Origin of the sequence: Pseudomonas sp. NFACC16-2, assembly GCF_900119205.1 — a bacterium.
In the GTDB taxonomy this organism is placed as follows: domain Bacteria; phylum Pseudomonadota; class Gammaproteobacteria; order Pseudomonadales; family Pseudomonadaceae; genus Aquipseudomonas; species Aquipseudomonas fluorescens_Q.
Genome location: NZ_FPIX01000008.1, coordinates 2,472 through 25,826, shown reverse-complemented (window position 1 = coordinate 25,826; position 23,355 = coordinate 2,472). Strand labels below are relative to the sequence as shown.

The following is a 23,355-nucleotide window of genomic DNA, read 5'->3' as shown; positions in this document are numbered from 1 at the left end:
CTGGGCTCGAACTTTGAATACGCAAAATGAGAAAAACCGCAATCAACTGATCGCGGCGTCGGTTTTCATACGAATGACATTGGCCGCGCTGGCAGACCCATCGCGCCAGAACGACAACTCGGCAAACTTTTCGAACAGGTCCGGCGGCAGCAGCGTGCGCCGGGCTTGTGGCGCGACCTTGGGCTTGACCTTGTGCAGGCCGGCAACGCCCAGGGCCTGGTCGAAGGCCGGTGCGTCGTAGGTCAAGTGATTGAAATCGTGTTCGAACCAGGGCTCGCCGATGAACTCGTACACCAGTCGCATGACCCGCTCCGGTGCCTGGCTCAGCAGGTCGTAGTCAACGACCAACAACGACTCGGCGTTCTCGCCGTAATAGGCCTCTTTGAGCGCCGTCCAGGCAAACCCCACCAGGCGGTTGCGCTGGGCCAGGGTTTCGCAACGGCTGTAGACGGTGTTGCGCTCGTCATCGTCGTTGAACAGTTTGGTGTTCTCGAAAGGATTGGCGCGATACAACCGCTCCAGGCTGTCGAGCACCCAGGCGACGTTGCGCACGCAGGCGATGGTCTTGGCTTGGGGAAACAGGTCTTGCAGGGCCGGCAGGCGCGCGCACCACTGGCGATTGGTGTCGAAGATGACAGGCTTGTCGGCCTTGTCGGCGTAGTAGGAGTCGAACAGCCCGCGCAACAGGCGGCGGCGCAGGTCGGTGTCGATCACCGAACCGAATTCACTGCCGGCGCTGCACTGTTGCAGCACGCTGCTGAACAGCGAACCGACCGGACTGGTCATGCCGGCGTGGAAGCGCGGATTCTGCAACAGGATTGCAGAAAGAAGGGTCGAGCCCGAGCGCGGCAAGCCAGAAATAAAGTGAAACTGTGACAATCCCTTCACCGTTTGTAGTCCTTTTGTACCCAGAGCGTAGCCGAGGAAATAAACCTCGCCTAGTACCACTTTGACATCAAGGCCAGCCTGAACTGTAAAAAAGACGGACGGTATCAGCAGCTCTTGCGCCTGAATCGATTAAGTCGCCCGGCAACATTTTTCAACTGTCGTGCCCCGGCAAATTCCGACATCTGCGTCTACGCTCAGCCGTGCGTGACCAGGCCAGGGAAAGAATGGAGTCGGGCTGATCGCACTCCGTATCCCTCCGGGCACCATCAGACCAATTACCTGAGGGATGAGGATTCTATGGAAGTATTCATCGGGACTATCCAGCCGTTCGCTTTCGACTTCGCACCCAGCGGTTGGGCCCTGTGCAACGGGCAAACGCTCAGCCTGGCCCAATACCAGACCTTGTTCGCGCTGATCGGTGTGACATATGGAGGCAACGGCCAGACCACCTTCCTGCTGCCTGACCTGCGAGGGCGTATGCCCATGGGTCAAGGCAATGGCCTGGGCCTGACCCCGCGGGTCATCGGCACCGTTTCCGGCACCGAGAGCGTCACGCCAACCGTCAACAACCTGCCCACCCACACCCACGCCCTCACCGGTATTACCGCCAACACCACCCTGCAACTGGCGAACCCGGCCAACAATCCGGTGAACACGCCCACGGCCACCAACTCGTTCATCGGCACCTCGGGCACCGGGCCGGGCGCGGCGAATATCTATTCCGACCAGCTAGGCGCCTCACCGGTGGCGCTACAAGGGGTGAGCACGACGGTCAGCGGTTCAGTCGCTCCTGCGGGCAATGGCCTGCCGCTGGCAATCATGAATCCGTTCCTGGCGGTCAACTTCAGCATCGCCCTGCAAGGCATTTTCCCATCACGCAACTGATGACGCGCCGGGGGACGCCGCTCCTCCGGTCTTTTGGAGTATCGACATGCTGCAACAGGTTCATAGCCGCCATTTCCAACCGCTGCTGGGCCAGACCGGCAGCCTGACCCTGCCCGACGGCAGTTGCCTGCCGGTGCGCTTCGAAACCCTTGAAGAAACACCTCGGGCGAAGATGCCGAACACCGAGCGCATGCCCTTCAGCGTCGAGTTCAACAGCCTGGAGAGCACCGCGTTCGTGGACGGCCTGTGCGGGCTGGAGGTGCCGGAACTGGGCAAGATCGAAGGGGTGTTCGTATCACGGATACCGCCCATGGGACGGGATCCGGCGCAGGGATACTTCTATATCGCGTTTAACTAAAGACTGATGATTCCTTGTGGGAGCAAACCCGCTCCCACAAGGGACTGGCGGTTCGATCGTTCCCACGCTCCTGCGTGGGAATGCCGCCAGGGACGCTCCGCGTTCCGCTTCTGGAAGGTGACGCAGAGCGTGGGGACGATCAGCTTCAAGCCAATCCACGAGTTGTCTGGGCTGACGCCTTCGCGAGCTTGCTCGCGATGGCGGAGGGTCAGCTTGCATCCATGTTGGATACCGCCCTCATCGCGAGCAAGCTCGCTCCCACATTGAACAGGTGGCCAGTCAGGCACTGTTCAGTTGCCTTTCGGATACCAGACCAACCGCTCCGCCGCCGGGTTGCTTTCCTGCACTTCGAAACCCAGCGCCAGGTAGTGCCGGCGTGCATGGGGGTTGCTGGTCCAGACCACGGTCGCCACCGGGCAGCGGATCTGTTGCGCAGCTTTTTGCACCCCTTGCAGCACCGCCCGGCCATAGCTTTGCCCGCGGGCCTGAGGAATAAAGGCCAGGTACAGCACGCGAATTTCATTGGGACCAAAATCAGTGCTCAAGGCGCCGATAGCGGTGCCTAGTTTTTCCACCACGTAATGCATGGCATTGGGAAAGTTCTCCCCCATCCCCTGTTCCTGCACCTGGAACTGCTGGGCAATCACCTGCCGCACCTGCTCATGCTCGCCGTCGATCCATTGCAGATCCGGTCGTGCCGCCTGGTAAAGGCTCTGCAAGAACGGACCATCGCTGAGCCGCGATGGCCGCACCACCAATCCCTCCGCCGCCACTGAATCCATGCTCGCTCCTTAAAAACCGCTTTCCCTGACACCCAACGCCGCCAACCGACGCCAGGCCGCTCCCAACACCGACTCGCCCTGCCCCTGCAACACCACCACGCCACGCAGCGGTTGCGCCGGAGCGGACGTGTCGTCCAGCGCACTCAGGCGCACACCGTATTGGGCCTGCACCGGCTCGGCCCGCTGCTGCGAATCGCGGCGCACCGCAATCGGCCCATGGTGATCGGACGTCAACGCTTGTTGTTCGACCCAGGCCACGCCGTTGGTGTCGATTTCATTCAACTGCACGGCAATCGATGTGTGCATCGGATCGTCCGCGATGAACCGTCCCGTGGCACCCGGCCCGACCCGCCAGAGCTCGGCTTCGGTGAGGTACCCGCGCAACCGCGAATCGGGCTGCACCACCCGCGCCAGCACCTGCGTCGGTGACAGCCAGCGCCCTACCGACAGTTGCGGCAACAAGTCGCGCACCTGGCCCGCATGGGGCGCACGCAACAACAGACGTTCGCGCTGGGCCACCAGGCCTCGGTACTCGGCCACCGCTTCGGCCAGTTGCTGTTCGATGATGCCGGCATCGGCGGCGGTTTCGCTGCGCCCGGCCTGACGACGCATCTGCAACTGCTGGATCTCGATTTCCCGGCGCACGATGGTCAAACGCGAGGCCATGTCCGGCGATTCCAATTCAATCAACACATCGCCTTGGGCCACGGTCTGGCCATCGTGCACATTCACTTGCTTGACCCGTGCCGCCACTGGCGCATGCAGGGCACTGGCGCGGCCGGCCTCGAGCATGACCGGCACCTCCACGGCACTGCGCCAGGGCAGCACCAGCGCCAACAGCAACCCCAGCAATACCAGGCCTGCAAACAGCACTCGCGGGCCATGGGCCTGCTCGCGGCGGCGCCACCATTGCCGCCACTCATTCACGATGGGCATAAAAATGAACCACACCAATTCCACCATCATCAGAAAAATGCCCAGCACCTTGAAAAACAGGTGATAGACCGCCAGGGCAATCCCGAAAAACAACAGTGCCCGCCACAGCCAGGAACCGTATCCCCAGACCAGCAAACGCCGGCGCATCTTCGACGACCAGGGTTCCGGCGCTGCCTCGCCATAACCGAACAAGGCTTCGCGCAGGCGCCAGCGGCACAGGGCGAACGCACGCCCCTGAAGGTTATCCACCGCCCAGAAATCACTGAGCAGGAAGTAACCGTCGAAGCGCATGAACGGGTTCAGGTTGATGACCAGCGTGGTGATCCAGGTGGCGCTGGCCAGCATGAACGCCGCGGTGCGCGCCGGTCCGTCGGGCAGCAGCGACCAGGCCAGCAACGCGATGCACGCCAGCAACAATTCGGCCAGGACGCCGCCGGCACCGATCAGCAACCTCGCCCGCCGGTCATTGATTCGCCAGGCGTCGCTGACATCGGTATAGAACATCGGCAGCAGCACCATGAACGCGACGCCCATGCTCTGCACCCGACAACCGGCGCGCTTGGCCATGAAGGCATGGCCGAATTCATGGCACAGCTTGGCGAAGAGCAACGCCGCCCCGAAGGCCAGCGCACCGCCCAGGCTGAACAGGTGCGGAAACGTCGCGATGAAACGCTGCCAGTCCCGCGACACTAGGAAGATGCCAAGGCCCAGGGTCAGCGGCAGGCCATAGCGCAGGATCCCGGGGCCGAACCGCGCCAACCAGGGCCAGGCCCGGTTGAGAGAGGCGTCCGGGCGCCACAGCGGGATGCGAAAGAACAGGTATTGATGCAGCAGGATCTGCCACAGGCTCTGGCGTTGTGCGGCAGTCTTGAAGAGGTAACTGTCGCGCTGTTGTGGGTCCATCGCGCTGATCAGGTCATGGCCGCGCAAGAAACCCAGCAGTTGCTCCAGCGACTCGCCATTGAGCGGCAGGCCCGGCTCGCGGTTTGCGGCTTGCAGCACCTGTTCCGGATCGCCCAGGGACCAGTGCCGCAACATGCGCATGGCCGCCGCGCCAAGCTTGAAATAGCGCCCGCGCACCGGATCGGCCAAGGTCCACTGCGGCGAACCGTCCGGGTCCGGCGCCGCCGGGGACAACTGCAGGTCCGGCCGCAGGCTCGGCAAGTCCATGCTACAGGCCTACGCTCTGGCGCAGGCCTGCCAGTGGCCGACGCAGCAGGTACAACGCCAGCGGCGCGCGGTCGCCAAAGACCTTCGCCGTGCCCCGCAGGCCGATGCGCGGCGCCGTGGCATCGAAACGCGCGTCCAACCGGTACGCCAACTGCCCGGCGGCGGTAGGCTGCGCTTCATAGGCCGAGCGCTCGAGCCAGGCCAGGTGCCGCTGCAACGGGTCGCTGTCGAGAAACAACGCCACTTGCGCACCGGGCTCCAGGGCAATCGCATCGCCCACTGCCAATTCAATACGCAACTCGGCCTGGTTCGGGTCGGCGATTTCCATCAGTCGCTCGCCGGTCTGCACGGGTTTGCCGAGCCAGCGCTCGGCGTCGGCAAATACTGCAATGCCGTCACGCTCGGCGCGGACTTCGCTGCGCTTGAGCAGCTCAAGCGCATAGTTGCGCTCGGCCCGCTTCTGTTCGACGCGGGCGGCCAGCAAGTCAATCTTCGAACTGGATTCGGCGTCGACAAACGAGCGTTGGGAATTGGCCTTGAGTTCGGCCTCAGCCACGCCCAACGCACGCTCGGCCACATCGGCCTGGGCCTTGAGGCTGGTGCTTTCGAAACGCAGCAGCAGGTCGCCGTTCTTGACCGTCTGGTTGGGCTTGACCAGGAACTCGGCGATCACCCCGTCCAGCGGCGCTGCGACGACTTGCCCGCCCAACGGCACGACTTCAGCCGGGGCCAGTACCGACTGGCGCACCGGTACCAGCAACCCCAACAACAGCAACACCGCCAGTGCGACCTGACGTTTTCGCGTCCAGCGCAGGCGCCACGGTTTTCGCGGTTGCAGTGCTAGCCAGGCGTGGCTGTAGGTGTCGCCCAGTTGCGACAACAGCACTTGCTCGGCCGGGGTCCACGGCAGGTCACGGGCCAGCCATAAACCACCGAATACCTGGCCCTGATGATCGATCAACGGCAGCCAGAACACCTGCCCGGCGGACAGGCTTTGCCAGTCCGCCCGGATGGATTCGCTCACCCCATCGGCGGCGATCGCCCGAGCCTGATTCAGTACCCCCTGTTTGAACAGCTGCGCCACCGCCTGCTCGACGAACGCCACGAATGGCGCGTTCGGCTCCACGGCACTGACGCCGGTCACCGCCTGGACCTTACCGGCGATCAATAGCGCGGCGTGGCGAAAGCCGAACAGGGCCTGGCCGTCATTGACCAGGCTATAGCTCAATTGCGCCGGCGTTTGTGCCGCCCGGGTCTGGCGTTCAAGGTCAAGGAAGCGGGCAAACACTTGCTCGGTGCTGCCCGATACCGGCGCGTTCACTTGGGCTCCGCGAAACGCGCCGTGCCGCTCATGCCCGACAGCAGGCCGCTGGCATCCGGCACGCTCGCCACCAGCAGCAGCGTCTGGCTGCCCTCGTCGATGCGCGCGCCCAGGCGCTTGACCGTCGCTTGCAACGGCTTGCCGGTTTCATCGGGGATAAACGTGAAGGGCTGACCGGGCTTGAGCCTGTCCATCCAGCGTGAAGGCACCAGCAGGTGAATCTCCAGGGTGCGGTTGTCAACCACATCGAGCAACGGCGCGCCGGCCGCGACGCTTTCATAACGCTGGACCTTGCGCGCCACCACCTGACCATCGAAGGGTGCGACCACGCTGCAGCGCTTGACCTGGACCTGGTACACCTGGGACTGCGCCTGGGTCTCGTTGAGCCGGGCCTCGGCCCGCGACACCTCGAAACGCCCGACGGATTTCAATTCAGCCAATTGCCGGTTATGCGCCAGTTCCTCACTGGCGCCACGGCTGGCCGCCTGGGCCGCATTGAGCTGCGCCTGATAGGCCGAGCAATCGAAACGCGCCAGGATGTCGCCCTTCTTGAACGACTCACCCTCACTGAACGGCAACTCGACGATACGCCCGGCCAACTCGCTGGCCAGCACCGCCTGATCCCGCGCCCGCAGCACCCCTCGCGCCTCGTTGCCACTCGGCGCAGTGGCCGTGACATTGCTTTCCAGCAGAGGATCGTCGGCGGCAGGCGTTTGTGCCTGAACCGTGCACGCTACAAAGGTCAATCCCACAACCCAACTACTCAAACGTCGCATGACCGTTACTCCCTGACGGATGGGCGGAGTCTACGACAGCGGTGGGGGGCGTCAAGGGAGTAGCCGCCAGGAGTGAGAAAACTCTTGTTTCAAAAAACGGAAAAAACAGTAAAAAACGCTTAGTTTTTTACTGAGGTATATCCGTAATAAATCCCACAGTGATTTAGGAGAATCCGTTCATTCAAAACAGTATCGAGCGATGGATTATTTGTGTCACTCAACCACTTCCGTTCCTTTGGACAAAGGCTGAAATAATCGCTGACAAACCGAGCCAGAAACGCCTTGACCCTTCGTCCTCAATGCACACAAAACTCAGTCCGCCGGTGCCGGAGCTTGTTCACCCAAGGTTGACGTAGCGTCAACCCGGGCTTAGGATTCGCCCACTGCTCAACCTCGTACGCAGAGATTAAATTCTCTGGCCGTTGGGGTGAAAACACCGGCTTCGGCCGGTTTTTTCGTTTCTGGGGATTGAGCTTGTGCGCACCGCTTTTTTCGTTGACGGTTATAACGTTTTTTATGGGTTGCTCGCCGGCACACCCTACAAATGGCTGAACCTGGCGCAGCTATTGACTCACATCGCCCACGTCGAGAATCCCCAGAGCTCACTCGCGTCCGTTGATTACTTCACGTCTTCCGTCAAACCAGAACTGGCAAGCGCGGAATCATTTCCAAAGAGGCTCAAGATTCATATGTCCGCGCGCTAAAGGCCAGCAAAGTCGCCGTACATTACGGACGCCATCAGCTCGAACGCGCCAACGCCCCTCGCTTTGTCAGCAGGAAGATCGGGGCCTCACGCCAGGACACGGTCGCTATTTGGAAGCTGGAAGAAAAGGAAACCGACGTTCATATTGCGATTAGCATGTATCGCACGGCCTCAAAACAAGAAACATTGCCGTGGGAGAAGCGTATCGAACAGCTCGTGCTGGTTTCGGGTGACACCGACATGGCTCCAGCCTTGAGAGCTATTCGAGAAGATTATCCTCACTTGAAAATCGGCGTTGTACTCCCCTATCGGGCCGGATCTAAACGCCTGGCGCCCGGATCCTTAAAAGAGCACGCCCACTGGATGCGCCGCGTTGTCACTTGCGACGAACTCCAATCCCACCAATTCCCCGACCGAGTGCCCACGCACAAAGCCCCCGCCATCAAGCCGGATTATTGGTAGCAACCAACCTCAACTTCCCATCGCAATACACCACCTCACGCCCCAACCAACCCACATCCACCTGCGGCAACACCGCCGAGGGTTTGCGCAACTCACGCAGCAACGTCGAGCCGTGGGACAAACGCCCACCCATGCGTGCAATCACCGCCCGGGCGCTTTGATAGTGTGCGTGGCGACCAGGATCCAGGGTGTCTTCAAGCAGAATGTCCTCACCCAGAATTCCCTGGGCCTGCCCCGGATAAATCATGAAGCCGCTGGCCTGCTCGGTGCCTTCACGACCGTCCTGCCAGAAGCTGCCATCGCGGGTGCGGATGTCCGGATGCGGCGCGAACCAATGGGCTCGGTCCGCCGCCGGCATGGCGTGATGCAGGCGGAAGAACATCCGCATCAGGTTGTCGCGATACCATTCGCGCACTTGCAGGTAGTAACCGCGTAAGCCTGGCAGACCCGTCGAATGGGCAACACGAATCGCCAGGGGCCATTGTGGGAAGGCTTGCAAGGGCAACTCGGTCGACGCCGGGCGTGGCGTCGCCGGGTCGGTTTCCCACGGCAGGCGATGGGGGCTGTGTTCAAGGTCGTCATAGGCGGTCGGCGGGCGCCCCAACGGGTCGCCGCCGCTGCTGGCCAACGCCGTGGCGATGCACAGGTTGCCTTGCACCACGAATACGTAGAAGCGGGTAAACCAGTCGGCTAATTGCTGGCCGTCGGCGCCTTGTGTGGTCAGTTCGAACAGCTCCCGGTCGAAGCGCCGCAAGCCGTGTTCGAGCGTGAGCAGATGCCCACGAGCGATGCGTTGCATGCGCAGGAACAACGGCAGCGAACGTAGCAGGCGCAGTGGCCGCCCAGGCAGGTGCGGTGTCGCGCCGCCAACCTCGCCGGCGTAGCTGCTGGCGCTGATGCCCCAGTCAGCCAGCCGGGCGAGAAACAGGTCGTTGTTGATGTACGACGCGCCACCAAACACCGCCGTGAACGGCTCGTTGTCCTGCAACACCCGCGAGTCCCAGCGCGCCATGATCGCCGGAATACTCGCCGCCGCGCGGCGCTGGGCGTACTCCACCAACACGCTGGGTTGCGGCGGCAGGATCTCGGCGATGTTGGCGGCGGTCAGGTGGCGGCGCCAGCCGTAGTCGCTGATCGGCCGGTATTGCAGCAGCCACAGTTGCGTGCCGTCCCAGGCCCATTCAACGTCGCCGGGTACGTAGTGGAAGACCCGCAGCACGCCTTGCAGGAAACGCCATAGCACGTCTTCGGTCAGGCCATGGGCGGGCTTGAAAGTGCCGCTGCTCCACGACGCGCCGAGGCGGGAAAGGATCGCCCGCTCGGGGCTCACCTGACCATCGGCCAACGATTCCAGGTGACCTTCGACCCACTCCAGCTCGACGGATAGGTGGCGCACGAAGGCGATCCCCGACAACCGTGGCGTGATGAAACGCTGGACCACCACTTCCTCGACGCCCGCCGCCGTCAACTCGACGATACGCGCCGGCACGTTGTACGTCGGCTCGCGCAGGAACGTGGTGCTCAAGCCGGCATTGGCCGCATCGGCCTGATCCTCACCGTAACTGGAGGAACGCACTGCCCAGATAGCGTCCGGCTGGCTCTTCAGAAAGCTCGGCAAGCGCGGATCATCGCAGTCGTTGAGCGTCAGCGCCGCAGGCACCGGCTGCCCGGCCAGTTCCGCCAGGCGCAAGCGGCCACCTTTGGTGTGCGCGACGAACCCACGCTCGCCCGACTCCAGCCATGCGGCGAACTCGGCCGGCGCATCGATCCATGGGTAGTGGCCCCAACCGGGTTTCAGGCTGATGGTCAAATCGGCACGGGCAAGAATGGCCGACCAGGCCGCCGCCTGGGCAACACTCAGTACCTTGTCCTGATCGCCCCACACCAGTTCGACCGGGTCGGTGATCCATTCCAGCAGTGGCAACGCGGTGTCCGCACGCAGTTGATCCCAGAGCGGCACAAAGGCGCGGCAGCGAGCATAGCCGGCGCCCATGCGTTGGTATTGCGCGGGCGTCCAGGTCTGGCGGGAGAATTTGTGGGCAAACAGCGTCGGTTTTTTCGAGAGCAGCCAGTGGATGGTCTTGCGAATCGGCAGTGGCGACATCAACGCCGGCAATCGTCGCTGCCACAAAAACGCACCCACCGGCGCCAGCAATACGCTGCGGCAAAAGTGCCCCGGCTGGCGTTGCAGCGCATGCAGCACCAGCAACGCACTCACCCCCACCGCCATGATCGCGCTACCCTTGACCGTTGCCGCCAGCAACGCCTGCGCGTAGGCCGCCAGGTCGTCACAGGGGGCCTGAGGGTTGTTGCCGAAGCCGGGCAGTTCCAGCGGCACCACGTCGTGGTGCTGAAAATGCGGCAACGCGTCGTCCCACCAATCGGCGGCGCTACCATTGCCGGCCAGCAGGTACATCCGGGGCTTGCTCATGGACGCTCCTTAGGCCAGGTCGCGCAAGGCAGCGTCGAGGGTCGGGTACCGGAACGTATAACCGGCCTCGACGAGACGATTGGGCACCACGCGCTGGCCGTCGAAAAACAGCTGGGCCATCTCGCCAGCCAGGGCACGCACCGGCGCGGCTGGGATGTGGAACCACACCGGACGCTTGAGTACCTTGCCGACGCTTTCGGCGAACAGCGCCTGACTGACGGTTTCTGGCGCCACCAGGTTGTAGGTGCCGCTCAGGCTTTCGTCATCGAAAGCCCGGGCGATCATTTGGATGACGTCGTCGCGGTGCACCCAACTCATGATCTGCCGACCATCGCCCATCCGCCCGCCGAACCCCAGGCGAAACGGAATCAGCAACGGCAGCAACGCGCCGCCCGGGCCAAACACCACGCCCAGGCGCATCACCACCTGGCGCACGCCCAACTCGGTGGCGGGCCGGGCCGAGGCTTCCCAACGCACACAGAGTTCGGCCATGAAACCATCACCCTGGGCGGCACTTTCATCGAGACTTTCGCTGGCGTCACGCACGCCGTAAAAACCGACGGCCGAGGCCTGTACCCACAACGCCGGTTTGTGCCGGGCGTTTTTCAACCAGGTCATCAAGGCTTCAGTGGTATTGACCCGACTGGCGATGAGTTGCGCCTGACGCTTGGGACTCCAGCGCGGCCCGGCCACCGGTGCGCCTGCCAGGTTGATCACCACATCGAAGGTTTCGTCATGGCCCAGCTTGCCCAGCGAGCGCAGGCAACGGGCGCGGCCATCGAACAGATAGGCCGCTTTCAATGGATCGCGAGCCAGCACGCTGACTGTGTGCCCGGCGTCGAGCAGTTGATTGACCAGTGTCTCGCCGATAAACCCGGTGCCCCCGGTCACCAGCACGCGCTTGTAGGCGCCACCGGCAAACGGGTTGGCGGGCTTGCCCGCGCGCTGCATGCGCAAGGCCGCCAACGCGTCGCGAATCCCCGAGGCCGTGACCCCGATGGCGAACAAGGTCAGCAACCAACCGCGCCAGCCCAGGTCGATCGCGCTCAGGCCGGTCGGTAAATTCGCCCACTGCGCCAGTTGCACGCCGTACAACGCGAAGAAGGCCCCGCCGTTGACCGCCAGCACTGTGTGCATGATGCGCTCGATGGCGGGCAACTTGCGGGTCCGGTCCTCCACCACGAAATCCCAGAGCGTCAGGCCAATCTCCAGCGCGAACAGCAGCGCGATGACGATCGCCCACGTCCCCTCGAAAGCCAAGTGCACCATGCCCAGGAACAGGATCCCGTAGAAGCACGAGCGCAGGGCGTGGATAGAGAGCTCCAGCCGGGCACTGTGGCGATAGGGCAAGGCAACGGTGAGTTCGTGGTGATACAGGGTATCCAGCGCACCGAGGATCGCTTGGGCAATCAGCAGGGTGATGGCCCAGTCCAGCAGTGAAAAGTCAGGCATGGTTTGCATCACTCGGCGTGTGTTCAGTCAGGGAGGTGCGGCGGTCATGGCGATAGAGCCAGAACAGCGGTGGTAGTAACAGCAACAGTGCGAGACCGTCGAACCACAAGTGCGACCAGACCCGCGCCTGGGCGGAAATCAGCATGTCCTGGGGCGCCCAGAGCAGAATGCCGGCGATCAACCAACCCCAGGGCATGGCGCGCCTCAGTCGATTGCCAATGTGCACGAGGGCGAGCATGTACAACGCATAGCTTTGCAACGTGGCGCCGAACAAGGCCAGCCACCAAACCTGCTGCGCCCTGGCCGTCGCGGGCACCGCGGCGGCGCCCCAGAAGGCCTGTTCGATGTTTTGCAGGTAGCCATCGAGCAAGCCCGAATGGCCTGCCCAGCTCAGGGTGATGCCGGCAAGCAGATGCATCAGGGCGGCGGCATAAAGCCAAGTGACCAAGGCTTTGCGAAGGGTGCTTTGAGGGACTGGCATTCCGTGTCCTGAAGGCTTGCGAGAGGGTCGCAAGTCTAATGGAAAAGGAGGTGGCTTTATCTGGCTAACGGGCCGGCCAACGATAAATAAATCCACCGCCTGAGCACCTGAGGCGTTCCCCACACCCAAGCCGAACGCAATTGTGGCGAGGGGATTTATCCCCGCTGGGCTGCGCAGCAGCCCCAAATGGTTGAACACCCGCAGCCTGACACACCGAGGAGACTGGTTTCAGGGCTGCTGCGCAGCCCAACGGGGATAAATCCCCTCGCCACAGGTTCGGTGTTCCATTTCAGTAAGCAACAGGTCCTAGGAGATTTCCTTCAAGTTGTAGCGATGTTGGTGAACTTGTCCGGCTTCGGGCCCGCCGCTAGTCTGGGTTTGTCACTGAAAAAACGGTGACACGGACGTGCAAGTCCGGGTAAAAGAACGCCAAATAATGCCACCAGCCATTTAATGAGCATTCGTGCCCGTGTTTTATGGCGGCTGTGTGTGGGGAGATCTTCGGGTCTGCCGAGGTTTTTTTGGTGGTTCCTACTCGGTCTTGCACACCCTCACATAGCTGCCACCCTTATATCGCGTGCAAGCGAGCTAGGGCGGCTCTGATTGAATAGGAAGCCAAAACATGTTCAAGGTAACTCCGAATCCGCCAGGAGGCCCTGGCAACTCCGACAAATCCTCAAAAATCAAAAAACTCGACGAAGCCGCCGAGCGCGCCCTCGACTACTACCTCAACCCCAAACCGGCCGATGAAGCCTCGGGTAAAACCCAAGCATCCCAACTCTTCATGGTCGCCCCGGACATCGACACCGAAACCCTGTTGGCCAATGCCTCCGAAGACCTGCTGTCCATCAGCGCCATCGCCGCCGACCTGGCGGATGACGTTGAAGGCGGCCGCCGCAGTGTCATCCTGGCGATCAGCCGCATGGCCGATGGGGTGCATTTATTGGTGGAGCGGGCGATGGATCGGCTTGAGGTCCAGGCGTCAGGCTGACGTTCCCGTGGTGGGTTGAAAACCGCCATCGCGAGCAAGCTCGCTCCCACAGGGGTTTTGTGTCGAGTGAGATATCGAAATCAACGCCCGTCAACTGTGTGCGAGCTTGCTCGCGATGACGCCAGCCCAGACAACACGATCCCCTGTGGCGAGGGAGCTTGCTCCCGCTGGCCTGCGAAGCAGGCCCCTGTGTTTCTTCTGGCTGACCGCGTTGCCGGGTTTTGCGACTGCTGCGCAGTCGAGCGGGAGCAAGCTCCCTCGCCACAGGGTGCATTCTCACCATCGATTAGCGCTGCATCCCCCAACGCTTCACCGTCACCCGCTCCAAACTGTCGAATACCAGGTTCTCCACCATCAGCCCAATCAAAATCACCACCGCCAACCCGGCAAACACCTTGTCGGTGTACAGCTCGTTGCGGTTCTGGAAGATGTACCAGCCCAGGCCACCTTTGCCACTGGTGGCGCCGAACACCAGTTCGGCGGCGATGAGGGTGCGCCAGGCGAAGGCCCAGCCGATTTTCAGCCCGGCGAGGATCGACGGCAACGCCGCCGGGATCAGGATGAACAGCACAAAACGCAGGCCCTTGAGCCCGTAGTTGCGCCCAGCCATGCGCAGCGTTTCCGACACGCCGAGAAACCCCGCATACATGTTCAACGCCAGCGCCCATAGCACCGAATGCACCAGCACGAAAATCAGACTGTTCTGCCCCAGGCCAAACCACAGCAGCGCCAACGGCAACAGGGCGATGGCCGGCAACGGGTTGAACATCGATGTCAGGGTGCTGAGCAGGTCACGGCCCAACTGCGTCGACACCGCCAGGGTGGTCAGGCCGAACGCCAGGACGATGCCCAGCAAGTAACCCTTGATCAGCACCACCAGGGAAATCCACACCTTGCCCAGCAGCTCGCCGCTGAGCAAACCGCCGTACAACGCGTTGGCGGTTTGCAGGAAGCCCGGCAGCAGCAAGTCGTTGTTCTGGTAGCGGGCCACGGCTTCCCACACCACCGCCAGCAGCAACAGGATCAGGCTCTTGCGCAGCCAGCCCTGTTGCCAGAGGCGCTGGCCGAGGGGCAGCTCGCGCTCCAGGGGTATATGGGTCAGCGGTTGCAGGTCGATTTCGTATTCTTCGCGCACGGGCGATAAATGGCTCATGGAACGTTCCCCTTAGTACGCGATACGAATATCGGTGAAATCCAGCTCACGCTCGGCTTCAAGCGGCTGGCCTTCATTGAACAGCAACCCATGGATGCGCCGCGCCGTGTGCTGGAACGCCACGCCACCGAGGCTGTGCAAGTCGTATTGATGGCTGTGGACTTCGGCCCGCACACGCCCGGGGTGCGGTGACAGCAGCAGAATGCGATTGCCCACCACCAACGCCTCTTCGATCGAGTGAGTGACGAACAGCAGCGTGAAGCGCACCTCTTCCCAGAGCAGCAGCAACTCTTCCTGCATCTTGCGCCGGGTCAGGGCATCGAGAGCGGCGAAAGGTTCATCCATCAAGAGGATTTTCGGCTGCATCGCCAGCGCCCGGGCAATCGCGACGCGCGCTTTCATGCCGCCGGACAACGTATGGGGATACGCATCGGCAAACGCCGCCAGACCAACCTTGTCCAGGTAATGCAGCGCCCGCTCCTCGGCTTCACGACGCTTGAGCGTGCCAGACGCCAACAGCGCGAACATCACGTTCTGCTTCACGGTTTTCCACGGCGGCAGTTGATCGAACTCCTGGAACACCACGATCCGGTCCGGCCCCGGCGCGCTGACGACCTGGCCTTGCAAGCGGATCTCGCCTTCGCACGGGGCGATGAAACCGCCAATGGCCTTGAGCAAGGTGGACTTGCCGCAGCCGGAGGGGCCGAGCAATACGAAACGGTCCGCCGGATCGACTTCGAAACTCACCTGGTGGGTGGCCCGTACCACGCGTTGTGGCGTGCGGTACTCCAGGCTGACGTTGTCCACCGACAGCAGTGCCGTGCCAGTGGCGGTGGGATTGCTGGCCCCGTGGCCTTGCAAACGCGCGTTCATGGCAATCAGCTCCCCTGCAACGGTTTGGCGTCCTGGAAGAAATAGTCTTCCCACGATGCCGGTTTGTTTTTGATCGCACCGACGCGATAAAGGAACTCGGCCAGCGGGTAGGTGTTTTTCGGGTTGGCGGCCGCCAGCGGTGCAAAAGCGATGCGTTTGGACATGCTGATTCTCCAAGCTCTTTGCGCCAGGCGCAGCCGATCAGAAAGGGGCGTCGCCCTGGATGGTGGTGCGATACAGCTTGCGGCGTAGATGGCTCGGGCAACCGGCGGCCAGGTGGATCAGCGAGCGGTTATCCCAGAACACCAGGTCATGGGGCTGCCATTGATGGCGATAGGTGTTTTGCGGCAACACGCTGTGGGCATACAGCTCGGCCAGCAGCGCTTGGCTTTCGTCCTCCGGCAAGCCGACGATGCGGGTGGTGAAGCCCTCGCTGACGAACAACGCCTTGCGCCCGGTTTCCGGGTGGGTGCGCACGATCGGATGCACCACTTCGGCGACCTGGGCCAGTTGCTCCGGCGTGAGCGTCGGGCGCCAGTTGCCTTCGAATTTGGTCTCGCTGTAGCGCGCCGTGTAGGAGTGCGCCGCCGAACGGCCGTCCACCGCTTTGCGCAACGCATCGGGCAAACCCTCCCAGGCTTTGTGCATGTCGGCAAACAGCGTGTCGCCGCCTTCGCTTGGCAGCTCGTGGGCGTGGAGCATCGAGCCGAGGCTGGGGAGCTCTTTATAGGAAAGGTCCGAATGCCAGAATTTGCCGGCATCGCCGAGACCGATGGATTGGCCGTTTTCGATGATGTTGGAGACGATGAGGATCTCCGGATGCCCGGCCAACAGGAACTGCTTGAGCACATGGATTTGCAGCACGCCAAAACGGCGGCTGAAGGCGATCTGCTGTTCCGGGGTAATTTGCTGGTCGCGAAAGACCACCACGTGATGATCCAGGTGGGCGCGATGGATGCGGGCGAAGTCCTGGTCGTTGATCGGTCGGGATAGGTCCAGCCCAATGATCTCGGCGCCAACGGCTTCGATGAACGGACGGATTTCGAACGTCTGCGGCGCGATGTTCGCGGCGCTTGGGGTAAGGGAATCCGGAGTATAAGAGACGGCTGACATACATCACTCCCACGCACGGCGCGCTGCAATGGGCGCGCAATCGATCAAAAACTCACGGCGTTACCGTGTTGGTTTGTGTCGTGCGGCGCGCCGATTGGTCGGCAGGTACGCAGGGGATGACTTTAAGGGTATAAGAATTGAAATTTAAATACCGTTAATGAATAACGATATGGCTTAGAGTTTTCACCGCCCTCCCTGTGGCGAGGGGATTTATCCCCGCTGGGATGCGAAGCAGCCCTAAAACCTGCCACCTCGGTGTGTCAGACTTGGTTACATTCAGCTATTTCGGGGGCTGCTGCGCAGCCCAACGGGGATAAATCCCCTCGCCACAGAGATGGCGTCGGCCCGAGCTATTGGGACTCTACCGCTCGTGCAGCGCCTCGGCCCGGGCCTTGATGATGGGCTTGAGCAGGTAGCTGAGCACGGTTTTCTTGCCGGTGATGATGTCCACCGACGCCACCATGCCCGGAATGATCAGCAGCGGTTTTTCATCGGTGCCCAGGTGGCTGCGTTCGGTGCGCAGCTTGATGATGTAGTAAGTAGTCTTCTTGTCTTCATCGGTGATGGTATCGGCGCCGATCTGTTCCAGCTTGGCTTTCATCCCGCCGTAGATGGTGTAGTCGTACGCGGTGAATTTCACCGTGGCGTCCTGGCCGGGGTGCAGGAAGGCGATGTCCTGGGGACGGATTTTCGCCTCCACCAGGATGGTGTCGTCCAGCGGCACGATTTCCACCAGGTCGCTGCCGGGCTGGATCACGCCGCCGATGGTGTTCACCAGCAACTTGTTGACGATGCCGCGCACGGGCGACGTCACCAGGGTCCGGCTCACCCGGTCTTCCAGGGCTTTGCCGGTGGCCTGGGCCTTGTTCAGGTCGGTGCGTGCTTCATTGAGCTGGGTCAGGGCATCGCTGCGGAACTTGCCGCGGGTCTCGTCGATCTTGCGCTGCACTTCCTTGATCGCCGATTCGGCACGCGGGATCGCCAGCGTCGTGGCGTCCAGTTGCCCACGGGTCTCGACCTCGGCGCGCTTGAGCCGCAGCACCTCCACCGGCGATACCGCGCCCTGGGCCACCAGCGGCTCGGACATGTTGATTTCCTGGCGTTGCAGCGCCAGGCCGGAGCGGTACTGCGCCTGCTTGGACACGAATTCGCGCAGTTCCTGCTGGCGCTGGATCAACTGCTCCTGCAAGCCGCCGATTTCATCGTGCAACTGCTGGCGGCGGCTGATGTACAGCGACTCCTCGCTGGCGGCCTGGCCCGGCACCGCCTTGAGCACATCGGCTGGGAAGTTCAGTGGCCGGTCATCGACTTCGGCACTCAGGCGCTCGACCCGCAACAGCATGGACAGGCGATCGGCCTCGGTTTCGCCGACGTTGGAGACAAAGCGGGTGTCGTCCAGGCGAATCAACGGTGCGCCGGCGTCGACGATCTGCCCTTCCTTGACGAACAGCTCAGCGACGATACCGCCTTCCAGGTTCTGGACTTTCTGGATCTTGGACGAGGGAATCGCCTTGCCGTCGCCCTTGGTCACTTCGTCGATCACGGCGAAGTTGGCCCACAACATCAGGAACACAAAGAAGCCGATGATGCCCCAGATCGTCAAGCGCACCACCCGGGGAGCGTCCTCGATCAGCGCCTTGTTGACTTCGGGCAGCGGTTGGCCGTGCAGCGAGTCGGAGCCTTTGAAATAGCGGCCCACAGCGCCCCTGAAACCTGATTTAAGCAACACTGATCTGCCCCTTCTTCAACGCTTCCATGACGGCGGCTTTCGGGCCGTCGGCGAGGATCTGTCCACGGTCGATCACCAACAGGCGGTCCACCAACGACAGCAAGGATGCCCGGTGCGTCACCAACAACACGGTCTTGTTTTCCACCACGGCGGCCAGGCGCTGTTTCAAGCGTTCTTCACCCGTGTTGTCCATGGCGCTGGTGGGTTCGTCCAGCAACAGGATGGGCGGGTTGAGCAGCAATGCGCGGGCCAGGGCGACGTTCTGGCGCTGGCCCCCGGACAGGTTTTGCCCGCGCTCACCGACCTGCAGTTCATAGCCCTGCGGATGCAGGCGCGCGAACTCATGCACGCCCGCCAGTTCCGCGGCCTGGAGCACCAGTTCATCTTCGACGTAACGGGCGCCGGAGGTCAGGTTGTCCCGCAGGGTGCCGGCCAGCAGCTGGATGTCCTGGGGCACGTAGCCAATGTTGTAGCGCAGCTCGCTGACGTCGATCTGGCGGATGTCCACGCCGTCCACCAGCAAGGCGCCGTCATCGGGTTGATAAAGCCCCACCAGCAACTTGGCCAGGGAACTCTTGCCCGAGCCGCTGCGACCGATGATGCCGATTTTCTCGCCCGGCTTGATCACCAGGTTGATGTTCTTCAGCGCGGGGTTCTGCTGGTTCGGGTAGGTGAAGTTCAACTGACGGCATTCAATGGCGCCCTGCAACACCTTGCGGCTGAGCGGGCGCTCGTCGAAATTGCGTTCCTGGGGCAGCTCCATCATCTGGTCGACGGACGTCATGGTCACCCGCGCCTGTTGGTAGCGGGTCAGCAGGCCCGACAGCGAAGCCAACGGGCTGAGGGCACGGCCGCTGAGCATGTAGCAGGCCACCAGCCCCCCCATGCTCAGGTTGCCGGCGATGATCAGGTAAACGCCGAAGACGATCATGACCACCCCGGCCAGTTGCTGGATCAGCAAGGTGATGTTCATCGCCAGGCCGGACAACATCTTCACCCGCAGTTCGAGGCGGCTGAGGGTGCCGATGGTCTGTTCCCACTGGTACTGGCGCTCGCTCTCGGCGTTGTTGACCTTCACCGCGTCCAGGCCGGCCAGGGTTTCGATCAGGCTGGATTGGCGCTCGGCGCCCAGGGCCATGGTGCGCTCCATGGTTGCCACCAAGGGCTTTTGCAAGGCGTAGCCGATCAGCAAGGCAATCGGGAACGCCAGCACCGGAATCCACACCAGGTGCCCGCCGATAATCGCGATGACCATGAAGATCAGCAGGGTGAACGGCAGGTCGATCAGGCTGGTGAGGGTCAGCGAAGCGAGGAAATCCCGCAGGCTCTGGAACTCATGGATGTTCTGGGCAAAGCTGCCGACCCGCGCCGGGCGGTATTTCATGGACATACCGACGATGCGCTCGAACAGCGTCGCCGAGATGATCAGGTCGGTTTTCTTGCCCGCCAGATCCAGACACAGGCTGCGCAGCATCTTGAGGATCAGGTCGAAGACATAGGCGCCGGTGATACCAACGGCCAATACCCACAGGGTCGATTCGGCCTGGTTCGGCACCACGCGGTCGTAGACGTTCATCACGAACAGTGGCGCGGCCATGGCGATGATGTTGATCAGCAGGCTCGCGGCAATGGCATCGGCATACAGCCAGCGGGACCGCTTGAGGGTGTCGCGAAACCACGAACGCGCCCGAGGAATCAGCGTGCCGTGGTTAACGTCAAATTTATGCTGCGGCTGGGCGAAGAACACCTTGCCGCTGTAGTCATCGGCCAGCAGTTCGCGGCTGATGGTCACCTCACCACCTTCACTTTCGCTGAGCAGCAACCGCGCCTGATCGTCACCGACCCAGCCCAGCAGCACGGCACTGCGGCCGTCCTTGAGCAACAACAGCGCTGGCATGGCGATGGTCGGGATTTGTTCGAGCTTGCGTTGCAGCACCCGACCTTGCAGGCCGGCACGGGCCGCCGCGCGCGACAATAATTCGACGCTCAGCCGCTGCTTGGGCAGCGGCAGGCCGGTGGTGAGCATTGCCGCGCTGGCCGGCTTCTGATGCAGCATGCAAAGCGCCAGCAAGCCGTCCAGCAGCGGGTCGTCGTGCAGCGTGCGCGGGTCATGAACTAGTTCGACTGGACTGACTTCTGATTCCACGCTCTGCACTCTGACTGATTAAAACGGGTGGTAGGACTCAATTCATCCCAGGCAACTGAACCTTGGGCTTCACGTCGTTCTGCACAACCGATGCCAACGGCGCGACGACACCCTGGCTTTTCAACAGCTGGCCCATGGTCGCCTTGATCCGGTACTGGGTGAACAGCTGCACATTCTTGATTTCGGCCAGGCGACGGGACGCGCTGAACAGCTCGTTTTCGCTGTCGAGCAAGTCGAGCAGGGTCCGCTCGCCGAGGCTGAATTGGCGCTGGTAGGCGGTGCGCACGCTGGTGCTGTGATCGACGTATTGCTGGGCGATCGGCACCTGGGCGTTAGCGTTGTTCAAGGCGTTCCAGGCCAGGCCCAGTTCTTCATTGAGCTGGCGCAGCGCGTTGTTGCGAATGTCCAGCGCCTGGTTGGACAGGTACGACTTGGATTCCAGGTCCGCCTTGTTGCTGCCGCCGGCATACAGGTTGAAACGCATGCGCAGCATCGCTTGCCATTCATTGTTGTGACCGTTCTGGCCGTCCAGGTCGTTGTCGGCAGTGCGGCCCAGCTCAGCGTCGAAGCGTGGGTAGAAGCTCGACTTGGCGGCTTCGTACTGTTGCTCGGCCGCGGCGATGTCGGCTTCGGCCGAACGCAGCACCGGGCTGTTTTCCAGCATCTGGGCGCGGGCTTCGGTCAGGTTGGCCGGCAGCAACGCCAGAAAATCAGCAGGCCGCTCCAGTTGATCGGGTAGTTGGCCGACGGCGCTGAGGTAGTTGGTCTCGGCATCGGCCAGGTTGGTTTGTTCGGTGATCAGGTTGTTGCGGGCCTGGGCCATGCGCGCTTCGGCCTGGTCCATGTCGGCGCCGCTGCCCACGCCGCGGGAAGTGCGCAGCTTGATCTGGTCGAAGATGCGCTCGTGACTCTTGAGGTTTTCCTCGGCCAGGCGCACGAACTCGCGACGGGTCAGCACGTCCAGGTAGACCTGGGCCACTGTCAACCCGGTGCGCTCGGACGCGTCCAGCAACGAGTAGGCACGGGCATTGACGGTGGCTTGTTGACGCCCCACTTCGCTGGACGTCGCAAAACCGTCAAAAACCATCTGCGTCAGACGCAGGCTCGACTCACTGCGATTCAGGGTTTCCCAATGATTGGTCCCGCCCGACCGGGTGGTGACGCTGTCGGTGCCTTCACGGCCGTATCCGGCTGCAAGGTCCACTCTAGGCAGGTAGCCACCCTTGGCCGCCTTGAGTTGGTAGTCCGCCGCAAGGCGACTGTTTACGCCGGCCTGGATTTCAGGATGGACATCCAGCGCCTGTTGCATGGCCTGCGGCAAGGTTTGTGCTTGTACGAAACTGGCGGCTAGGGCAAAGGGTAAAGCCTTGAACAGGTACAGACGCATGGTGGATTTCTTCCTGAAACACTTGTCTTGGATCACAGCGAAACGTGGCGCTGCATCGGATGATGGCAACCGGAATGACCGTATGTCGGAAAGTTCAAAACAGGAGCTGGAACACGCACCGAAAGAACAGGTCGCCGCTTAAATATCAATGTGACATTACGCTAATGATTGTTTAGGATGGCCGGCATAAGGTCAATAGTTTGGCACAAACAAAATAATGGAAAAAAACACAGCCAAAATGTTGACACGCAAAAGCGTCAAATAACCTTACTTTGTGAACATGAACGTCCAGACCGCTGCCGCCTTCAAGCCAGCGGGTCCATGGAAGTCTACTGAGCGTGACACCCGGAGAGTCTTCAATGAGCAGTGTTATTGCCGTTGTCAAAAGCATTGTTGGTCAGGTTTTCGTCGTATCCCCTGAGGGCATCCGGCGCGTACTCATTGAAGGTGATCGCCTGAACATAGGCGACCAGTTGGACACTGGCCCTGCCGGCGCCGTCACATTGGAACTGGCCGATGGCCGCACCCTGGACCTGGGTCGCGATACCCAGTGGAGCGCCAATGCCCCGGACTCGTCCACCGATCTTGAACAGGCCACAGCCCAGGCTGCGCCGTCAGTAGAAGAGCTGCAACAAGCCATCGCCGCCGGCGTCGACCCGACGACCGCCCTGGAAGCCACCGCCGCCGGCGCCACTGCCGCAGGTACGGGCGGCGCCGCCGGTGGCGGCCACAGCTTTGTGGTGCTGGATGCCACCGCTGGTAGCGTCGACCCTACTGTCGGTTTCCCAACGGAAGGTCTCGCTGCGGCTGCCGCCACCGATAACAACATCCTGGGTGGCGATACTACGGATACAACCGCCAACGCCGTGCTCAATGCGACGATGACCCTGAGCGCCACGCCAACCCTGACCGAAGCCGGCGGCGTGCTGGTCTACACCGCGACCGTGACCCAGCCCCCGCAGACGGCCTTGACCGTGACCTTGTCCAACGGCGCGGTCATCGTGATCCCGGCGGGTCAGCTGACCGGTAGCGTCAACGTTCCACTTGCGCCGAATGACACTGTTTACAACGACCCAAGCCAGATCAGCGTGACCGTCACTGGCACCTCCGGTGGCACTGGTATTGCCGTGACCGTGCCCACCACGCCGGCCGTGACCCAGATCACCGACACCATCGACACCACCACCGTCACCCTGACGGCGGGCAACACCGTGACCGAAGGCGGCCAGATCACCTACACCGCGACGCTGACCAACCCAGCCCAGACCCCGGTGACCGTGACCTTGAGCAACGGCTCGGTCATCACCATCGCGGCTGG

General features: G+C 62.2%; 19 protein-coding genes and 2 pseudogenes. 6 read left to right on the top strand and 15 right to left on the bottom strand.

From position 1 onward, the window contains the following. Positions 1-42: 42 nt before the first annotated feature. Positions 43-888, bottom strand: coding sequence for a sulfotransferase family protein (locus BT116_RS09255; RefSeq protein ID WP_072342577.1), 846 nt, complete (start codon positions 886-888; stop codon positions 43-45). Positions 889-1,185: 297 nt separating this feature from the next. On the opposite strand from BT116_RS09255, the gene BT116_RS09250 reads away from it, so the two are divergent. Then, the gene (locus tag BT116_RS09250; RefSeq protein WP_072342574.1) at positions 1,186-1,773 is read left to right on the top strand and encodes a phage tail protein; all 588 of its coding nucleotides are present in this window, start codon (positions 1,186-1,188) and stop codon (positions 1,771-1,773) included. A 46-nt stretch (positions 1,774-1,819) separates the two neighbouring features. Next, a complete protein-coding gene (locus BT116_RS09245; protein WP_072342571.1) occupies positions 1,820-2,131 on the top strand; it encodes a DUF6916 family protein in 312 nt (103 codons plus the stop codon). A gap of 290 nt (positions 2,132-2,421) precedes the next feature. Here BT116_RS09245 and BT116_RS09240 read toward each other — a convergent pair whose 3' ends face one another. Genes BT116_RS09240 through BT116_RS09225 form a run of 4 tightly spaced genes read right to left on the bottom strand, consistent with a single transcriptional unit; the run spans position 2,422 to position 7,116 of the window. Then, on the bottom strand, positions 2,422-2,913 hold the full coding sequence (locus tag BT116_RS09240; protein WP_072342567.1) for a GNAT family N-acetyltransferase: 492 nt from the start codon (positions 2,911-2,913) through the stop codon (positions 2,422-2,424). A gap of 9 nt (positions 2,914-2,922) precedes the next feature. Continuing rightward, positions 2,923-5,019, bottom strand: coding sequence for an efflux RND transporter periplasmic adaptor subunit (locus BT116_RS09235; protein WP_072342564.1), 2,097 nt, complete (start codon positions 5,017-5,019; stop codon positions 2,923-2,925). 1 nt (position 5,020) lies between these two features. Then, positions 5,021-6,340: an efflux RND transporter periplasmic adaptor subunit gene (locus BT116_RS09230; protein WP_072342561.1), complete on the bottom strand. Its 1,320-nt coding sequence runs from the start codon at positions 6,338-6,340 to the stop codon at positions 5,021-5,023. Continuing rightward, positions 6,337-7,116: an efflux RND transporter periplasmic adaptor subunit gene (locus BT116_RS09225; RefSeq protein WP_072342558.1), complete on the bottom strand. Its 780-nt coding sequence runs from the start codon at positions 7,114-7,116 to the stop codon at positions 6,337-6,339. Before BT116_RS09225 ends, BT116_RS09230 begins: the two co-directional genes overlap by 4 nt. Positions 7,117-7,592: 476 nt before the next feature. Here BT116_RS09225 and BT116_RS09220 point away from each other — a divergent pair. Then, positions 7,593-8,281: pseudogene (locus BT116_RS09220) on the top strand (NYN domain-containing protein). Here the strand turns inward: BT116_RS09220 and BT116_RS09215 are convergent. Genes BT116_RS09215 through BT116_RS09205 form a run of 3 tightly spaced genes read right to left on the bottom strand, consistent with a single transcriptional unit; the run spans position 8,262 to position 12,645 of the window. Next, entirely contained in the window at positions 8,262-10,712 is a 2,451-nt protein-coding gene (locus tag BT116_RS09215) for an alpha/beta fold hydrolase (RefSeq protein ID WP_072342555.1), read from the bottom strand. The pseudogene BT116_RS09220 and the gene BT116_RS09215 overlap by 20 nt on opposite strands. Positions 10,713-10,721: 9 nt before the next feature. Beyond that, positions 10,722-12,164, bottom strand: a complete 1,443-nt coding sequence (locus BT116_RS09210) for a TIGR01777 family oxidoreductase (protein ID WP_072342552.1) — start codon at positions 12,162-12,164, stop codon at positions 10,722-10,724. After that, positions 12,157-12,645 carry a cell division protein gene (locus BT116_RS09205; protein ID WP_072342549.1) on the bottom strand — a complete coding sequence of 163 codons (489 nt, stop codon included), beginning with the start codon at positions 12,643-12,645 and terminating at the stop codon, positions 12,157-12,159. The genes BT116_RS09210 and BT116_RS09205 overlap by 8 nt, the downstream gene beginning before the upstream one ends. A gap of 622 nt (positions 12,646-13,267) precedes the next feature. Here BT116_RS09205 and BT116_RS09200 point away from each other — a divergent pair. Then, complete coding sequence (locus BT116_RS09200) at positions 13,268-13,636, top strand: DUF6124 family protein (RefSeq protein ID WP_072342546.1); 369 nt, start codon at positions 13,268-13,270, stop codon at positions 13,634-13,636. A 286-nt stretch (positions 13,637-13,922) separates the two neighbouring features. Here BT116_RS09200 and BT116_RS09195 read toward each other — a convergent pair whose 3' ends face one another. The 7 genes and pseudogenes from BT116_RS09195 to BT116_RS09170 form a co-directional block, all read right to left on the bottom strand. Then, entirely contained in the window at positions 13,923-14,789 is an 867-nt protein-coding gene (locus BT116_RS09195) for an ABC transporter permease (protein WP_072342544.1), read from the bottom strand. Positions 14,790-14,801: 12 nt separating this feature from the next. Then, on the bottom strand, positions 14,802-15,662 hold the full coding sequence (locus tag BT116_RS09190; RefSeq protein ID WP_072342541.1) for an ABC transporter ATP-binding protein: 861 nt from the start codon (positions 15,660-15,662) through the stop codon (positions 14,802-14,804). A 5-nt stretch (positions 15,663-15,667) separates the two neighbouring features. Beyond that, positions 15,668-15,787, bottom strand: a pseudogene (locus BT116_RS30465) (ABC transporter substrate-binding protein); the annotation flags it as partial. A gap of 76 nt (positions 15,788-15,863) precedes the next feature. Then, a complete protein-coding gene (locus BT116_RS09185; RefSeq protein WP_072342538.1) occupies positions 15,864-16,775 on the bottom strand; it encodes a TauD/TfdA dioxygenase family protein in 912 nt (303 codons plus the stop codon). Between the two features lie 361 nt (positions 16,776-17,136). After that, positions 17,137-18,504, bottom strand: a complete 1,368-nt coding sequence (locus BT116_RS09180) for an HlyD family type I secretion periplasmic adaptor subunit (RefSeq protein WP_072342535.1) — start codon at positions 18,502-18,504, stop codon at positions 17,137-17,139. Next, on the bottom strand, positions 18,494-20,650 hold the full coding sequence (locus BT116_RS09175) for a type I secretion system permease/ATPase (RefSeq protein ID WP_072342868.1): 2,157 nt from the start codon (positions 20,648-20,650) through the stop codon (positions 18,494-18,496). Before BT116_RS09175 ends, BT116_RS09180 begins: the two co-directional genes overlap by 11 nt. Before the next feature lie 37 nt (positions 20,651-20,687). Then, positions 20,688-22,037 carry a TolC family outer membrane protein gene (locus tag BT116_RS09170; protein ID WP_072342532.1) on the bottom strand — a complete coding sequence of 450 codons (1,350 nt, stop codon included), beginning with the start codon at positions 22,035-22,037 and terminating at the stop codon, positions 20,688-20,690. On the opposite strand from BT116_RS09170, the gene BT116_RS31020 reads away from it, so the two are divergent. Both BT116_RS31020 and BT116_RS09165 read left to right on the top strand, forming a co-directional pair. After that, positions 22,036-22,179, top strand: coding sequence for a hypothetical protein (locus BT116_RS31020; protein WP_158265820.1), 144 nt, complete (start codon positions 22,036-22,038; stop codon positions 22,177-22,179). The genes BT116_RS09170 and BT116_RS31020 overlap by 2 nt on opposite strands. Before the next feature lie 217 nt (positions 22,180-22,396). Further along, the coding region (locus tag BT116_RS09165) for a retention module-containing protein (protein WP_072342866.1) at positions 22,397-23,355 on the top strand (959 nt) is incomplete at its 3' end.

Excerpts from the sequence above, each read along its gene's own strand:
- BT116_RS09250 (WP_072342574.1), top strand. The coding sequence starts at position 1,186 with ATGGAAGTATTCATCGGGACTATCCAGCCGTTCGCTTTCGACTTCGCA.
- BT116_RS09245 (WP_072342571.1), top strand. The coding sequence starts at position 1,820 with ATGCTGCAACAGGTTCATAGCCGCCATTTCCAACCGCTGCTGGGCCAG.
- BT116_RS09240 (WP_072342567.1), bottom strand. The coding sequence starts at position 2,913 with ATGGATTCAGTGGCGGCGGAGGGATTGGTGGTGCGGCCATCGCGGCTC.
- BT116_RS09235 (WP_072342564.1), bottom strand. The coding sequence starts at position 5,019 with ATGGACTTGCCGAGCCTGCGGCCGGACCTGCAGTTGTCCCCGGCGGCG.
- BT116_RS09225 (WP_072342558.1), bottom strand. The coding sequence starts at position 7,116 with ATGCGACGTTTGAGTAGTTGGGTTGTGGGATTGACCTTTGTAGCGTGC.
- BT116_RS09215 (WP_072342555.1), bottom strand. The coding sequence starts at position 10,712 with ATGAGCAAGCCCCGGATGTACCTGCTGGCCGGCAATGGTAGCGCCGCC.
- BT116_RS09210 (WP_072342552.1), bottom strand. The coding sequence starts at position 12,164 with ATGCCTGACTTTTCACTGCTGGACTGGGCCATCACCCTGCTGATTGCC.
- BT116_RS09205 (WP_072342549.1), bottom strand. The coding sequence starts at position 12,645 with ATGCCAGTCCCTCAAAGCACCCTTCGCAAAGCCTTGGTCACTTGGCTT.
- BT116_RS09200 (WP_072342546.1), top strand. The coding sequence starts at position 13,268 with ATGTTCAAGGTAACTCCGAATCCGCCAGGAGGCCCTGGCAACTCCGAC.
- BT116_RS09195 (WP_072342544.1), bottom strand. The coding sequence starts at position 14,789 with ATGAGCCATTTATCGCCCGTGCGCGAAGAATACGAAATCGACCTGCAA.
- BT116_RS09190 (WP_072342541.1), bottom strand. The coding sequence starts at position 15,662 with ATGAACGCGCGTTTGCAAGGCCACGGGGCCAGCAATCCCACCGCCACT.
- BT116_RS09185 (WP_072342538.1), bottom strand. The coding sequence starts at position 16,775 with ATGTCAGCCGTCTCTTATACTCCGGATTCCCTTACCCCAAGCGCCGCG.
- BT116_RS31020 (WP_158265820.1), top strand. The coding sequence starts at position 22,036 with ATGGTGGATTTCTTCCTGAAACACTTGTCTTGGATCACAGCGAAACGT.
- BT116_RS09170 (WP_072342532.1), bottom strand. The coding sequence starts at position 22,037 with ATGCGTCTGTACCTGTTCAAGGCTTTACCCTTTGCCCTAGCCGCCAGT.